A 13,005-nucleotide genomic window follows, 5' to 3' on the forward strand; every position below is an offset into this window, starting at 1 on the left:
CAGGTGCGGGCGTGCCGAGCAGCGCGAAGCCGGCTCCCAGGGGCTCGGGAGCCGGCTTCGATCGCGGGAGGGTCAGTTGTTGGGATCGTCGGCGCTGATGTCGGCCAGCACCGACTGGGGCTCCCGCTCGACCGCCAGATCGCCCATGGACACCAGGCCGATCAACCGGCCCTCCTCCACCACGGGCAACCGCCGAACGGCGTACGTCCGCATCAGGTCGGCGGCGGCGACGGCGTCGTCGTACTGACTCACCGTCACCACGTCCTTGGTGGTGATCTGGTTGAGCCGGGTGGTGTTCGGATCCATGCTCTCCGCCACGCCTCGGACCGTGATGTCCCGGTCCGTGACGATGCCGACCACGCTGTCGCCGTCGGTCACCACCACGTCGCCGATCGCGGAGTCACGCATCTCCTGGGCCGCCGCGACGAGCGTGTCGTTGCCGTCCATGGTCACCAACCGGGTCGTCATGAACTCTCCGACCGTTGTCATGGTGCCTCCCTCTCGGTCTGGGGCAACCACGGGTCTACCCGACCGCCACGACCAGTAACGTGACCGGTCAGCCGCGCGGCGGGACGCCGTACAGCCGCTCCACGTGCAGCCGCAGCGCCAGCCGTCGCTCGGCCACCATGGCCCGGCGGAAGTCGTCCCAGTCCGGATGTTCCCCCTGCACAGTCCGGTACAGATCGACCAGTTCGGCGACCGTGTCGTCGGCGGGCTCCGCCGCGACCGGGGTCAGCTCGGCCCGCACCTCCGCCACCGCGTACGCCCAGCCGTCGTCGCTGGCGACGTGGAAGCTGGCACGAGGGTCACGGCGCAGGTTGGCGGTCTTCGCCCGGCCGTCGGTGACCGACACCCGGATCAGCCCGGCCGCGCGGTCGTAGGCGTAGACCACGTTGGACAGTTGGGGTCGCCCGTCGCGTCTGATGGTCGCCAGCACCCCCAGTGACCTGCCCGCGATGAGGTCACTGAGGGCGTTGCGGGTTCGCTCGTCGGTCACGGCATCCTCCGATCGGTCGGGCGGTCAGCCCTCGGCGGCCACCAGTTCGGCGATTTGCACGGCGTTGAGCGCCGCGCCCTTACGCAGGTTGTCGCCGGAGCAGAAGAGCGCCAGGCCGTGCTCGACGGTCTCGTCGGCGCGGATCCGGCCGACGAACGTCGGATCCTGCCCGGCCGCCTGCAACGGGGTCGGCACGTCGGAGAGCGCGACACCGGGCGCGCCGGCGAGCAGCTCGTACGCCCGCTGCGGGCTGATCGGCCGGGCGAACCGGGCGTGGATCTGAAGCGAGTGACCGGTGAAGACCGGAACCCGTACGCAGGTGCCGGAGACCTTCAGCTCGGGAATTTCCAGGATCTTCCGGCTCTCGTTGCGGAGCTTCTGCTCCTCGTCGGTCTCCGCCGACCCGTCGTCGACGATCGAGCCGGCCAGCGGAAGCACGTTGAAGGCGATCGGTCGGGCGAACGAGCGGGGAGCGGGGAAGTCGACCGCACCGCCGTCGAAGGTGAGCCCGGTGGCGGTCTCGGCGACCTTACGGACCTGCTCGTCCAGCTCGGCGACGCCGGCCAGCCCGGCACCGGAGACCGCCTGGTAGGTCGCGACGACCAGGGCGAGCAGCTCGGCCTCGGCGTGCAACGGACGCAGTACCGGCATCGCGGCCATGGTGGTGCAGTTCGGGTTGGCGATGATGCCCTTGGGTCGGGTGCCGGCGGCATGCGGGTTGACCTCGGCGACGACCAACGGCACCTGCGGGTCCATCCGGAACGCCGAGGAGTTGTCGATGACCACCGCACCCGCGGCGGCGACCCGCGGCGCCAACTCCTTGGCGGAACCCTTACCGGCGGAGAAGAGCACGATGTCCAGCCCCGAGTAGTCCGCGGTGGCCGCGTCCTCGACCGTGATCTCCTCGCCGCGCCACGGGAGCGTACGCCCGGCCGAGCGCGCCGAGGCGAACAGCCTCACCTGTTCCGCCGGGAAGTTCCGCTCCGCCAGCACCTGCCGCATCACGCCACCGACCTGGCCGGTGGCACCCACAATGCCGATCCTCATGCCCGCGAGGCTACCCAGCTCGGCACCTGGACCGGGAGCGCTTTCCCACCGCTCTCGGCCACCGGCGGGCCGGGCGGGCCGTCCGTATCCGGACAGCCGCTCCCGATCTGCCGCATCCGGCGGAAGAAGCGCGCCGCGTGCCCCTCCTCCGCCGCAACATCTCTGCCCCTGGCCGCGCCGCCGCGACCGACGTCACACTTCCGGCCGCTGGCCCGTTCGTCGCGGCAGGTGGGGCACGGTGGCCGTGATCGACTCTGTTTCGCCGGTACCGCGCCTCCGGACCGACCCGGGTCCCGCCTTCCGTCGGATCGGCGTGGCGGTCGGGCGGCCGGTGTTCATAGGCTTTCCTGGCAGTGGACACCGGCGGCGAAGCTCGCCCCGCCGACCGGACCCGACCTAATGCGGGAGATCACCCCATGGGACCTCATGCCCGGATGTTCCTCGCCGTCGGCGGTGTGGCCGCGGGCGCGGCCGGGAACCTGCTGGCGATCCTGCTGCTGCCGTGGGCCCACTACGGCTCCATCACGATCCGACTGGACCGATTCCCGGGCTGGTGGTGGCATGTCACCGCCGTCGCGGCGCTCTACGTCACGGCGGTCTGTGTGCTGCTGTCACCGGCGGCGCGGCGACGCCTGCCGATCGCGGGCAGCGCGGCGGCCGGGCTCGCCGCCGCCGGCTCAGCCGCCGCCCTCGCCGTGCGATACGACGAGAGCAGCCTCTTCTTCGATCAGTGGGTTCCGGCGGTCATGCCGGCGCCCGGAACCGGCGCAGCTCTCGCCACGCTGTCGGTGCTGGTCTGTCTGACCGCCGTCGGCTCCCGCTGGCCCCGACGGGTGGCCGGATCGGCACCGCTCCGGCCCGACGGTGCCGGCCGGAGCGGCGGCAGCGGACGGGCCGGAGCGGCTGTGGTCAGCCCGCCGACGGGTGGTCGATCAGCTCGCCGAGACCGGTGGCGACCAGTTCGTCCCTGATCATTGCGGCGTCACCCTCGACGACCAGGGTCAGCGACTCCGGGCGCAGGTGGGTGGCGGCGGCCGCGGAGACCTGTGCCACCTCGGCGGCGAGCAGTTCCTCGCGCAGCCGGGCGTGGTAGTCGTCCGGCAGGTCGTGCACCACCAGCGTGCTCAGGGCCCCGGCGATCGCCCGTGGGCTCTGCAGTTCGACCGAGAGCTGGCCCGCCCGCCAGGACCGGGCCACCGCCAGCTCGTCCTCAGTCACCCCACCGGCCTGCGTACGGGCGATCTCCCCGACCGCCTCGACCAGCGCCGGTGCGGTGACGGCGGTCTGCACCCCCGAGCTGACCGCGAACCGGCCGAACCGGCGGGACGAGGCGAAGTCGCCCCGGATGCCGTACGTGTAGCCACGGACCTCCCGGATGAGGTGGTTGAGCCGGGACGTGAACGCGCCGCCGAGCACCGTGCCGGCGAGGGCGATCGGCACGTGGTCCGGGTGGGCCCGGTGCGGCGCGGGATGACCGAGCCGCAGCGTGGACTGCACCGACCCGGGCCGGTCGACGAGGATGATCCGGCGCTCGGCACGCGGCGGCACCTCGATCGGCGCGCCCCGGTCCACCGGTCCGCCGCCGGTGCCGGCGAACGCCGTGGCGGCGAGCGCGTCAAGGTCGAGCCGGTCCAGGTCACCGGCGACGACGAGCGTGCCCGGACGGATGAACCACTCCGAGTGGAAGACGGTGACGTCCTCGACGTCGAGGCCGGCCACCGACTCGGGGTCGCCGTACATCGGGCGGCCCCACCGGCTGTCGGCGCCGAACAGGTCGGCGCGCAACGCCGCGTCGGCCCGCGGTCCCGGGTTGGCCCAGTCCATCCGCAACGCGGTCGCCTCGTCGTCGCGGACCCGGCGGACGTCCTCCGGCTCCAGCTTCGGGGTACGCACCGCCTCGGCGAGCAGCTCCACCGCCGCGCCCAGCCGGCCCACCGGCACCTGCACGCTGGCCTGGAAGGTGTCCCAGTCCAGCCCGGTCACCAGCTCGGTGCCGAGCGCCTCGATGGCCAGCGCGTACGCGGTCGCGTCGCGCTGCGTGGTGCCCTCCTCCAGCGCCTTGGCCAGCACCCCGCCGAGCCCTTCCCGGCCCACCGGCTCACGCCCGGCACCCGCGTCGAGCAGCAGCATCGCCACGGCGAGGTTCTGCCCGGGCAGGTGCGCGGCGACTACCTGGCCACCGGCGACGGAACGGCGGACCACCTGAGGGAAACGGTACGGGCGGGCCGCACCCGGGCCGGGACGATCAGCGATCAGGGTCACCGGTTGGTCCTTTCGTTCGTGACTGCAGGGCTCGCGGGTGCCAGGTCACGGCGCTTCGCCCGGCCGCGCCGCTCACGCCTCGCCGTCACGGCTTCTCCGCCGGAAGGTAGGTCAGGGTGGCGCGGTCGTCGGCGGCGAGCGCCTCCGCCGCCACCTCGGCGATCTGCTCGGCGGTCACCGCCAGCCAGGCCGGCAGCCGCTCCGCCACCGTGGCCGGGTCGCCGAACTGGGTCGCGTACCGGCCGAGCGCGTCCGCCCGGCCGTCCACCGTGGACATCTGCCGCCACCAGGCGGTGGTCAGCAACGCTTTCGCGCGGTCCAGTTCGGCGGCGGTGACCGGCACCGTCGCCAGTTCGTCGACCACCTCGGCGAGCCCGGCGGCCAACCGCTCGCCGCTGACCCCCGGGCGGGCGGTGGCGGTGGCGATCAGCGGTGCCGGTGCGTGCGCCAGGTCCACCCCGTACGCCCCGACCAGATCGGGTTGGGCGATCCGCTCGCCGTCGGCGAGCCGCTGGTAGAGACGGCTGCCCCGGCCGCTGCCGAGCACGGTGGCCAGCACGGTCACCACGTCGTAGCCCGGGCTGCCGAAGGGATGGGTGCGGTGCGCGACGTACACGCGGGGTGCCGGCACGTCGGTGACCACCGTCTCCTCGACGGGCACTCCGGCGGACGGCACGACGCGACCGTCGGGGGCCGGAGGGATCTCCGGCCGGGGCGGAATCGCACCGAAGTACTTCTCGGCCAGGGTGACGACCTCGTCCACCGTGGTATCGCCGACCACGGTGAGCACCGCGTTGTTCGGCGCGTAGTAGGTCTGGTGGAACGCCTGGAAGGTGGCCAGGTCGGCGGCGTTCAGGTCGGCCATCGAGCCAATGGTGGCGTGGTGGTAGGGGTGGCCCGGCGGATAGAGCAGCGGCAGCAGCCGCAGCCAGGCGTCGCCGTAGGGCACGTTCTCGTAGCGCTGCCGCCGCTCGTTCTTGACCACGTCCCGCTGGTTGTCCAGTGTCTCCTGGGTCAGCGCCGGCACCAGCCCGCCCATCCGGTCGGCCTCCAGCCAGAGCGCCAGCTCAAGGTGCTCCGCCGGAACCGTCTCGAAGTAGTTGGTGCGGTCCGGGTTGGTGGTGGCGTTCAGCGAGCCGCCGGCACCCTGGACCAGCTTCATGTGCTCGGTCTTCGCGACGTGCGTCGAGCCCTCGAACATCAGGTGCTCGAAGAGATGGGCGAAGCCGGTCTGTCCGGTCGGCTCGTGCCGGGAACCCACGTCGTACCACAGGTTGACCGCGACCGCCGGCGCGGTGCGGTCCTCGCTGACCACCACCCGCAGGCCGTTGTCCAGTCGGGTCGTCGAGATGGGCCAGGGGTAACCGCTGTCGGGCATGGCACCGACGCTATCCGATCTCCCGGCCCGGCAGGCCCCGGGACGCCCCCACCGGCGAGCCGAGCCGGTACGGCGCGCCACGATCGGACGAGCCGGCACCCCGACGCGGGCCGGCACCTGCCGGCAGCCGGCATCGACGGAACGGCCCTGGGTATGCGGAAGACATGCCGATGAACCGTTGGCCGCAGCCCGCCGCCATCGCCGAACGAGCGGCCCGGGCGCTGGCCCGGCTGCGCCGGGGCCGCATGCTGCACCCGGCCGGCCGCTCCTTCGCCGGCGAGGTGCTCGTCTGGGGGACCTCCGGCCCGCCGACCGGCGTCCGCCTGCTCGACCGGCCCGGCCGCTATCCGGCCACCATCCGCATCTCCAAGGGGACGCCGACCCCGGGCGGCTGGCCGGACGTGCTCGGGCTCGCCGTGCGGATACACCGACCGACCGGTCGGCCGTTCGATCTGCTGGTCAGCTCCAGCACCGCCGCGCCGGTACTGCGTCACCTGCCGCTGCCCCGGCGTCGGTTCACCGGCACGTACAGCTCGATCATGTCCTACCGGACCGGTCGGCGGCGGCTCTGGCTCGCCGCCCTGGCCGACCCCGAATCACCCGACCTGGGCCACGACCTGGCCGGCCTCCCCGACGCGGTTGCCGCGGACCGACCCGGCCTGGTCCTCGCCGTCGCGTCCGCCGCCGGCTCGTGGCGGCCGTTCGGACGGGTGAGCATCGGCGATCAGCTCAGCGCCCGGAACGACGCCAGGCTGGCCTTCGATCCGCTGGGCAACCTCCCGGAGGAACTGCGGTTGGGCGGACCGCTGGGCTGGCTGCGGCGGCACACCTACCGGGGATCACGTCGAGGGCGCGGCGCCAGCGTTCAGTCCGGCGGCTCGACGGGGTTCACGGTCTGATCCGAGGTGCGCCGTTCCAGCACCGTGTCCGGGGCGGCGTTCTGGTCGGCCTCCCGGGTGTCGGACTCGGCGAGGATCGCGTCGGCCTGTGCCTGCGCGTCGTCGCTGCCGACGGCCGCCTCCTCCGGCAGCAGGTGGGCGCGGGACTCCACCCGTTCCTGGTCGCTTCGCTCATCACTCATGCCGCTCCTCATACCCCACCCGTATGCCCGGCACTCAGGTCAGGCAGGGCACCTTGTCGACGCGGTGGCGCCGAGCAAGGTGCCCTGCCGATGACTCGGGCTCGCCGGTGGGACGGACCCGCGTCAGCGGAACGGGCCGCGCACCTCGTAGGTGATCCCGCCGGAGGAGGAGCCGGAGGTGCCCCGCTGCGACGAGAAGTAGAGCCGGGTGCCGTCCGGCGAGAAGGCCGGTCCACAGATCTCCGACGAGGACTGGCCGGTGATCCGCAGGAAGGGCGCGACCACGCCGGCGGGCGTGATGATGTTGATCTCCATGTTGCCGCCGTCCTCGGCCACGTAGAGGTCGCCCGAGCGGGTGCCGGTGATGTTGTCCACCCCGGTCAACGGCGCGGTGCCGGAGACCAGCGAGTCGTCGTACGCCAGGTCGATGCGCTGGTTGACCGCGTCGTACGCCCAGACCCGGTTGTCGCCCTTGGTGGTGAACCAGCAGGTGCCGTCGGCGTACCAGCAGCCTTCGCCGCCGTTGAAGCGCTTGGCACCGGAGACCTGGTTGCGGGTCAGCGTGCTCGCCGCCGACGGGTCGGTCACCCGCGCCCAGGTCACCGAGCCGCTGGTGGCGGTCCCGCCGACCAGTACCTCCAGGGTGCCGGCGGAGAGGTTGCCCCAGCTGTTCGGCCGGAAGCGGTAGAAGCAGCCGTTGGACTCGTCCTCGGTCAGGTAGATCACGCGGCGGTCCGGGTCGCAGGCGGCGGCCTCGTGCTTGAACCGCCCCATCGCCGGCCGTTGCACCGCCGTGGTGCCGCCCTGCGGGTACGTCTCGTAGACGAACCCGCGGCTGACCTCCTCGCAGGAGAGCCAGGTCCCCCACGGGGTGGCGCCGCCGGCGCAGTTCTGGTTGGTGTTGGAGAGGATCCGGTACGCCGAGGCGACGCTGCCGTCGGAGTTGAAGCGCACCGCCGAGGCACCGCCGCCCGGGGTGATCTCGGAGTTCGAGACGTAGATCCAGCCGGTGCCGGCGACGAAGCAGGCGCCGCCGTCGGGCGCGTCGTGCCAGGTGTACGACGTTCCCGGGACGGCCTGGCGGGACCGGGCGATCACCCGGCTGGTGAATCCGGTGGGCAGTTGGATGCCGTTGGTGTCGGCGGTCCGGAGCGAGCCGTACGGGCTGGCTCCGGGCTGGGCGGGTGCGGCCATGGCGGCGCCCGCCCACAGGCTGCCGGAGAAGGCGGCGGCGCCACCGGCGACGGTGGCACGCAGGACGGTACGACGATCCATCGGGACCTCCGGTTGAGCAGCGTTCGGTGGCGCTGAAACTACCGAGGGCTCCATCGACTAGGGTGAACGTGAGACGAGGCTTTGCCGACAAGGGGATGAGCGCTCGGACACGGTCAGGTACGCTTACCGCCGTGACGCGTTCGTATCGATGGTTTAGGCAGCCGGCTCGCAGGCCGGTGACCTCACCATGATCTGACGTCACCAGTGTCGAGCCGGCCGGGCAGGAGCTTTCGTTCCTGCCCTTTCGCGTACGAGCAGCCGGCTCGACCCGGGCACCGGCCCCGGGTGCGGTCGGCGGAAGGATGCCCACCGTGACGAACCCGGAGAACCACCGGGTCATCGACCAGCGGATCGACCGTGTCGTACCGCTGACCACCCCGGCCCTGCTGCTCCATGAGCTGCCCCTGGACGACACCCTCACGGCGGCCGTACTGGCCGGTCGCCGGGCGGTCGGCCAGGTGCTCGACCGGGCCGACGACCGGCTGCTGGTGGTGGTCGGGCCGTGCTCCGTGCACGACCCCGCCGCCGCCCTCGACTACGCACACCGGCTCCGCGCGGCGGCCGAACGGGTCGCCGAGGACCTGCTCGTCGTGATGCGGGTCTACTTCGAGAAACCACGCTCCACGGTGGGTTGGAAGGGTCTGATCAACGACCCGGGGCTGGACGGCTCCGGTGACGTCAACACGGGCCTGCGTCGGGCCCGGGCGCTGCTGCTCGACGTGCTGCGGCTCGGCCTGCCGGTGGGTTGTGAGTTCCTCGACCCCATCACCCCGCAGTACATCGCCGACACCGTCGCCTGGGGCGCGATCGGGGCGCGCACCGTGGAGAGCCAGGTGCACCGCCAGCTCGCCTCCGGGCTGTCCATGCCGATCGGGATGAAGAACCGGCCGGACGGCAGCATCGCCACGGCGGTCGACGCCATCCGCGCCGCCGGCGTGCCGCACGTCTTCCCCGGCATCGACGTCTCCGGCACGCCGGCGATCATGCACACCCGGGGCAACGCGGACGGGCACCTGGTGCTGCGGGGTGGCGGCGGCCGGCCGAACTACGACGCCGCCTCGGTGGCCGGTGCGCTGGACCAGTTGCGGGCCGCCGGGCTGCCGGAACGGCTGGTGGTGGATGCCAGCCACGCCAACAGCGGCAAGGACCACCGCAACCAGCCCGTGGTGGCCGCCGACGTGGCCGGGCAGATCGCCGGCGGCCAGCGCGGCATCGTGGGGATCATGCTGGAGAGCTTCCTGGTACCGGGGCGACAGGACCTCGACCCCACCCGCGAACTCACCTACGGCCAGTCGGTCACGGACGCCTGCATCGGCTGGGACACCACCGACGAGGTGCTGGCCGAACTCGCCGCCGCTGTCCGCACCCGCCGCGCCACCCGCACCCTGCCCACCCCCGCCTGATCCCCCGCCCTCCGCCCCGTTGATCATGGAGTTGTTGTTCAGGAAGGCGACTTCTGACACAACAACTTCATGATCGACGGGGAGTGGGTGGGGTGGGCCGGTGTTTTGCCGGGTGGGGGGCGGGTAGGTGTCGTGGGTGACCGATGACGTACCCGTGACCGAGGCACCCACGACGCAGGCGCGGCTGCCCGAAGCCGTCCTGGCCGACGTGCCCGTGGTGGACACCGCCGCCATCGATCCACCCACCACCGAGCTGCCCGGAACGGTGGCCGCCGTGGGTGACGAGGTGGAGACCGAGGAGGTGGACACCCGTCCGCTCGACGAGCTGCTCGACGACCTCTACCACGGTCAGGAGCGGATCAGTCAGGTGGACATCTACCGCCGCGCGGTCGCCGCGGAGCTGCCGGCCCAGTTGCTGTCCCGGCTCAACGCCCTGCCGCAGGGCGAGTACGCGGTCGACGAGGTGACCGACCTGCTGGGCGGCTCGGCGGGCTGATCCGCCGGCCGGCGACGAGGAGAGGAACGCGATGACGCAGCGCGAGGAAGACCGACACCCCCACCCGCCCGCGCTCGGCCAGCCACCGGAGGGCACGGACACCCTGCCCGAGCCTGACTTCGCCAATGAGCACGACCGCACCGCCGTGGACCGGGACATCATCACCGGTGCCGACGAGGACGAGCGGGAGCCGGAGTCGCCCCGCGGCTGGTCCGGCATGCAGCGCTGAACCCGATCAGAGCACTGAAACGAGGCCGGCCCGTGACATCACGGGCCGGCCTCGCCGGGTCCGTCGCCTCAGTCCTTCCGGTCGCCGCCCTCGGCGGCTTTGTCATCGCCCTCAGCCGCCTGCTGAGCCACGGCGTAGCCCATCTGGAGGAAGTCGGAGGCCGCCACCGCAGTCAGGGCCGTGGCGACGAGTCGGGTCAGTCGCGGCGCGAGCACCAGTCCGCCGGTGAGCCCGGTGGCCACCCACACCGCCAGGCAGAACGGGCAGCTGAGCAGCTCACCGATGGCATGGCGGGTGGAGCTTCCCGAATCGCGTACCTGCTCCATCACCTCGCCGCTGCCGATCGGCCGGTCGTACCGGGTGAAGGGGGCGCGCAGCGGGCTGGTCACGGCGTCCTTGGACAACAGCCGGCTGAGTTTGTGCGTGGCGACGGCAAGCAGCACCACGTCCGACGTGGCGGGCCGTTCCGGCACGGTCCGCCCGGTCACCTTCACCAGGCCGGCGATCGCACCGGCCACCCCGGCGTAGGTGCCCATCGCCACCAGATAGCCACCGAGCGGGCGGTGCTCGTGCGGCGCGTACGCCTGGCGCAACCGCGCCACCTTCTGCTTCAGCTCGCTCACCCAGCCTCCTCCTCAGGTCACGCTGGAATTCGCCGCCCCACGGCAGCGGCTCGACGGATCAACCGGCCTGCAGGTTGTCGGCGACCTCGCGGGCGAGGCTGTCCAGCGCCTCGTCGGCGAGCCGGTCGACGTCTTCGCCGCCGCCGCCCAGTTCGAGCCGGAGCCGCGAGCCACCGGCGTCGACCGGCTCCACCCGCAGCTCGGCCGACCAGTCGGAGCCGCGCGCCGTCCACCGGGCCTGCATCCGCCCGGCGTCGCCCTCCCGGGACGGGTCACTCGACAACAGCGGCTCGGGCAGCCACGCGGAGATACGGTCGGGATCGGTGGCCGTGTTGAAGACGACCTCCGGGGGTGCGGACACTCCCCGCTCCGCGTACCCCATCAGGCGTCCCGGAGCCGGCTCGGGTCGACCTCGCGGCCGGGGTGTCGGGCGAGGTACTCGGTCTCCAGCTCGGCGGTGCGCCGCAGATGGTTGGCGAGCGCCGAATCGGTCGCGTGGCGCAACGTGTCCAGCCGGGTGCGGTGCAGACTCTGCATCTCGCGGATCAGATCCTCCTCGGCCAGTTCGGCCGGATCGACGCCGAGCAGGTCGGCGTCGAGCGCCGCCCGGTCGTCGCCCCATTCGGGGATCCGCTGCTCGGGGCTCACCTCCGTACCACCGGCCGGAAATCCGTCCTGTCGTTCCGAAGCCGTCATGTCGCCCCCTCGTCCGTCCTGGGCTGGCGTCTGTACGGTTGCCCACCCCGGGTGTGGCCAAACCACCGCCGCACTACGACGCCGCGTCGGAGAGCCCGGCCGGTTTCGGTACCCTCGTGGCATGAAGCGGCTCTGGACCCCGGCGTGGATCGCCCGCCACGTGGCCATGGTCGTGCTGGTGACCACCTTCCTCGGGCTCGGCTGGTGGCAGGTCAGCCGGGCCGCCGCGGGCAACGCCATCAGCTGGGGTTACGCCGTGGAGTGGCCGATCTTCGCCGGCTTCGTGGTCTTCGTGTGGTGGCGCGAGGTACGCCACGCGCTACGGCCGGCGCCTCCGTCGAACGGGTCGGCGGCCGCGCCGGCATCTGCCGGTGACCCGACCGGATCGGCCGGTACCACCGGGCCCGCCCCGGTCGACGCCGTTCCTCACGACCGACCGCGGTCGGGGATCCGCCGTCCGGTACGCGTCGTCCGGGTCCCCGCCGGTGCCGGTGACGACGACGCGGACCTGGCCGCCTACAACCGCTACCTGTCATGGTTGAACGCCAATCCGGGCGCGAAGCCCGGCGATTATCCCGGCTGAGCCGGGTCCGGAAGGACGGACGAGAAGTGCGCGCTGCCCTCACCCGCTACCGCGTGATCGCCTGGGTCGTCGGCGTGGTGCTGATCCTGCTGGTCGTGATCGGCATGCCGCTCAAGTACGGCTTCGACAACCCGATCGTGGTGGAGACCGTGGGCCAGGCGCACGGCTTCCTCTACATGGTGTACCTGGCCGCCGCGTTCGACCTGTCCCGGCGGGCCGACTGGCCGCTCAAGCGGATGATCCTGGTGATGCTGGCCGGCACGGTGCCGTTCGTCTCGTTCTGGGCCGAGCGTCGGGTGAGCGCCCTGGTCACGGCCGAGCAGCGGCAGCGGGAGCAGGCCCCCGAGCCGGTCGCCGGCTAGGGTCGTCTCATCTGCGGGGTCGCCACGGGTCCGTGCCGGCCAGCGGGTCTTCCCAGCCGCCGTAGCTGTTCATCTCCCGCGCCCGACGCAGCGCCCGGCTCACCTGGCCGAACTGGTGCTCGTCGTCGCTGCTGAACAGCAGCTCGTCCGTCCCCGCCCGACGGCCCCACAGCTCGTACGCCGGCGGCCGCCACCGGTCACCCGCCGCCGCGAGCAGTACCGGCACCAGGAAGACCGCGCCGAGGAGGAGGTACGCCCCGGCGGTGAGCCGTTGCAGCCCTCCGGTGAACCCGAGCAGCAGGCCCACTCCGCCGATCACCACCGTAGAGACCAGGACCGCCCGGGTGGCGACCCGGTCGTGTGGTCCGCGGGTGCTGTGCAGGTGGGTCAGCTCGGCGACGCGCCAACTGTTGCGGCCCACCGTGAACCGGTCGACCGTGACGATGATCCCGGGACGGGCGTAGAGCAACGTCGGCTCGGCACCGGCGTCGCGAGCTGACCGCGGCGGTCGCGTTGTCGCGCCTTCTGGGTTCACGAAACCTCCTCCCACGGCGGTGGCACCGGGTCGGTCCG

18 protein-coding genes are annotated in these 13,005 nt (G+C 72.4%); 7 read left to right on the forward strand and 11 right to left on the reverse strand.

Features of this window, described 5'->3' with window-relative positions; translation table 11 throughout:
• Positions 1 to 72: 72 nt before the first annotated feature.
• From SM447_RS25785 to SM447_RS25795, 3 genes are all read right to left on the reverse strand, one after another.
• On the reverse strand, positions 73 to 489 hold the full coding sequence (locus SM447_RS25785; RefSeq protein WP_474575457.1) for a CBS domain-containing protein: 417 nt from the start codon (positions 487 to 489) through the stop codon (positions 73 to 75).
• Between the two features lie 67 nt (positions 490 to 556).
• On the reverse strand, positions 557 to 997 hold the full coding sequence (locus tag SM447_RS25790; protein WP_474575458.1) for a PPOX class F420-dependent oxidoreductase: 441 nt from the start codon (positions 995 to 997) through the stop codon (positions 557 to 559).
• 24 nt (positions 998 to 1,021) lie between these two features.
• A complete protein-coding gene (locus SM447_RS25795) occupies positions 1,022 to 2,044 on the reverse strand; it encodes an aspartate-semialdehyde dehydrogenase (RefSeq protein WP_474575459.1) in 1,023 nt (340 codons plus the stop codon).
• A gap of 416 nt (positions 2,045 to 2,460) precedes the next feature.
• Here SM447_RS25795 and SM447_RS25800 point away from each other — a divergent pair, with 416 nt between their 5' ends.
• Positions 2,461 to 3,015: a hypothetical protein gene (locus SM447_RS25800; protein ID WP_474575460.1), complete on the forward strand. Its 555-nt coding sequence runs from the start codon at positions 2,461 to 2,463 to the stop codon at positions 3,013 to 3,015.
• Here the strand turns inward: SM447_RS25800 and SM447_RS25805 are convergent.
• Positions 2,954 to 4,306 carry a M16 family metallopeptidase gene (locus SM447_RS25805; protein ID WP_474575461.1) on the reverse strand — a complete coding sequence of 451 codons (1,353 nt, stop codon included), beginning with the start codon at positions 4,304 to 4,306 and terminating at the stop codon, positions 2,954 to 2,956. The genes SM447_RS25800 and SM447_RS25805 overlap by 62 nt on opposite strands.
• 85 nt (positions 4,307 to 4,391) lie before the next feature.
• Positions 4,392 to 5,684, reverse strand: a complete 1,293-nt coding sequence (locus SM447_RS25810) for a M16 family metallopeptidase (protein WP_474575462.1) — start codon at positions 5,682 to 5,684, stop codon at positions 4,392 to 4,394.
• 164 nt (positions 5,685 to 5,848) lie between these two features.
• On the opposite strand from SM447_RS25810, the gene SM447_RS25815 reads away from it, so the two are divergent.
• Positions 5,849 to 6,583: a phosphodiesterase gene (locus SM447_RS25815; protein WP_474575463.1), complete on the forward strand. Its 735-nt coding sequence runs from the start codon at positions 5,849 to 5,851 to the stop codon at positions 6,581 to 6,583.
• On the opposite strand, the gene SM447_RS25820 is transcribed toward SM447_RS25815, so the two are convergent.
• Positions 6,550 to 6,765 carry a hypothetical protein gene (locus SM447_RS25820; RefSeq protein WP_474575464.1) on the reverse strand — a complete coding sequence of 72 codons (216 nt, stop codon included), beginning with the start codon at positions 6,763 to 6,765 and terminating at the stop codon, positions 6,550 to 6,552. The genes SM447_RS25815 and SM447_RS25820 overlap by 34 nt on opposite strands.
• A gap of 123 nt (positions 6,766 to 6,888) precedes the next feature.
• The gene (locus SM447_RS25825) at positions 6,889 to 8,040 is read right to left on the reverse strand and encodes an alkaline phosphatase PhoX (RefSeq protein WP_474575465.1); all 1,152 of its coding nucleotides are present in this window, start codon (positions 8,038 to 8,040) and stop codon (positions 6,889 to 6,891) included.
• Positions 8,041 to 8,342: 302 nt separating this feature from the next.
• Between SM447_RS25825 and SM447_RS25830 the strand changes: the two genes are divergently transcribed.
• The 3 genes from SM447_RS25830 (at position 8,343) to SM447_RS25840 (ending at position 10,168) form a co-directional block, all read left to right on the forward strand.
• Positions 8,343 to 9,443, forward strand: coding sequence for a 3-deoxy-7-phosphoheptulonate synthase (locus SM447_RS25830; protein ID WP_474575466.1), 1,101 nt, complete (start codon positions 8,343 to 8,345; stop codon positions 9,441 to 9,443).
• 232 nt (positions 9,444 to 9,675) lie between these two features.
• Entirely contained in the window at positions 9,676 to 9,939 is a 264-nt protein-coding gene (locus tag SM447_RS25835) for a hypothetical protein (protein WP_474575531.1), read from the forward strand.
• A 31-nt stretch (positions 9,940 to 9,970) separates the two neighbouring features.
• Positions 9,971 to 10,168, forward strand: coding sequence for a hypothetical protein (locus tag SM447_RS25840; protein ID WP_474575467.1), 198 nt, complete (start codon positions 9,971 to 9,973; stop codon positions 10,166 to 10,168).
• A 68-nt stretch (positions 10,169 to 10,236) separates the two neighbouring features.
• Here SM447_RS25840 and SM447_RS25845 read toward each other — a convergent pair whose 3' ends face one another.
• The 3 genes from SM447_RS25845 to SM447_RS25855 are packed head-to-tail and all read right to left on the reverse strand — an operon-like array spanning position 10,237 to position 11,487.
• Positions 10,237 to 10,791, reverse strand: a complete 555-nt coding sequence (locus SM447_RS25845; protein ID WP_474575468.1) for a DUF1360 domain-containing protein — start codon at positions 10,789 to 10,791, stop codon at positions 10,237 to 10,239.
• Positions 10,792 to 10,849: 58 nt separating this feature from the next.
• Positions 10,850 to 11,173 carry an SRPBCC domain-containing protein gene (locus SM447_RS25850; RefSeq protein ID WP_474575469.1) on the reverse strand — a complete coding sequence of 108 codons (324 nt, stop codon included), beginning with the start codon at positions 11,171 to 11,173 and terminating at the stop codon, positions 10,850 to 10,852.
• Positions 11,173 to 11,487, reverse strand: coding sequence for a DUF6158 family protein (locus tag SM447_RS25855; protein WP_474575470.1), 315 nt, complete (start codon positions 11,485 to 11,487; stop codon positions 11,173 to 11,175). Before SM447_RS25855 ends, SM447_RS25850 begins: the two co-directional genes overlap by 1 nt.
• Before the next feature lie 121 nt (positions 11,488 to 11,608).
• Between SM447_RS25855 and SM447_RS25860 the strand changes: the two genes are divergently transcribed.
• Positions 11,609 to 12,070 (forward strand): hypothetical protein, encoded by a 462-nt coding sequence (locus tag SM447_RS25860; RefSeq protein ID WP_474575471.1) that lies wholly within the window; start codon positions 11,609 to 11,611, stop codon positions 12,068 to 12,070.
• A 26-nt stretch (positions 12,071 to 12,096) separates the two neighbouring features.
• Positions 12,097 to 12,432, forward strand: coding sequence for a DUF3817 domain-containing protein (locus SM447_RS25865; RefSeq protein ID WP_474575472.1), 336 nt, complete (start codon positions 12,097 to 12,099; stop codon positions 12,430 to 12,432).
• Between the two features lie 7 nt (positions 12,433 to 12,439).
• Here the strand turns inward: SM447_RS25865 and SM447_RS25870 are convergent, their stop codons facing one another.
• Entirely contained in the window at positions 12,440 to 12,967 is a 528-nt protein-coding gene (locus SM447_RS25870) for a DUF6232 family protein (RefSeq protein WP_474575473.1), read from the reverse strand.
• Between the last annotated feature and the right edge of the window lie 38 nt (positions 12,968 to 13,005).

The sequence above is a fragment of the Micromonospora aridisoli genome (assembly GCF_056150025.1).

Excerpts from the sequence above, each read along its gene's own strand:
- SM447_RS25850 (WP_474575469.1), bottom strand. The coding sequence starts at position 11,173 with ATGGGGTACGCGGAGCGGGGAGTGTCCGCACCCCCGGAGGTCGTCTTC.
- SM447_RS25820 (WP_474575464.1), bottom strand. The coding sequence starts at position 6,765 with ATGAGTGATGAGCGAAGCGACCAGGAACGGGTGGAGTCCCGCGCCCAC.
- SM447_RS25860 (WP_474575471.1), top strand. The coding sequence starts at position 11,609 with ATGAAGCGGCTCTGGACCCCGGCGTGGATCGCCCGCCACGTGGCCATG.
- SM447_RS25830 (WP_474575466.1), top strand. The coding sequence starts at position 8,343 with ATGCCCACCGTGACGAACCCGGAGAACCACCGGGTCATCGACCAGCGG.
- SM447_RS25840 (WP_474575467.1), top strand. The coding sequence starts at position 9,971 with ATGACGCAGCGCGAGGAAGACCGACACCCCCACCCGCCCGCGCTCGGC.
- SM447_RS25815 (WP_474575463.1), top strand. The coding sequence starts at position 5,849 with ATGCCGATGAACCGTTGGCCGCAGCCCGCCGCCATCGCCGAACGAGCG.
- SM447_RS25795 (WP_474575459.1), bottom strand. The coding sequence starts at position 2,044 with ATGAGGATCGGCATTGTGGGTGCCACCGGCCAGGTCGGTGGCGTGATG.
- SM447_RS25825 (WP_474575465.1), bottom strand. The coding sequence starts at position 8,040 with ATGGATCGTCGTACCGTCCTGCGTGCCACCGTCGCCGGTGGCGCCGCC.
- SM447_RS25785 (WP_474575457.1), bottom strand. The coding sequence starts at position 489 with ATGACAACGGTCGGAGAGTTCATGACGACCCGGTTGGTGACCATGGAC.
- SM447_RS25800 (WP_474575460.1), top strand. The coding sequence starts at position 2,461 with ATGGGACCTCATGCCCGGATGTTCCTCGCCGTCGGCGGTGTGGCCGCG.
- SM447_RS25810 (WP_474575462.1), bottom strand. The coding sequence starts at position 5,684 with ATGCCCGACAGCGGTTACCCCTGGCCCATCTCGACGACCCGACTGGAC.
- SM447_RS25855 (WP_474575470.1), bottom strand. The coding sequence starts at position 11,487 with ATGACGGCTTCGGAACGACAGGACGGATTTCCGGCCGGTGGTACGGAG.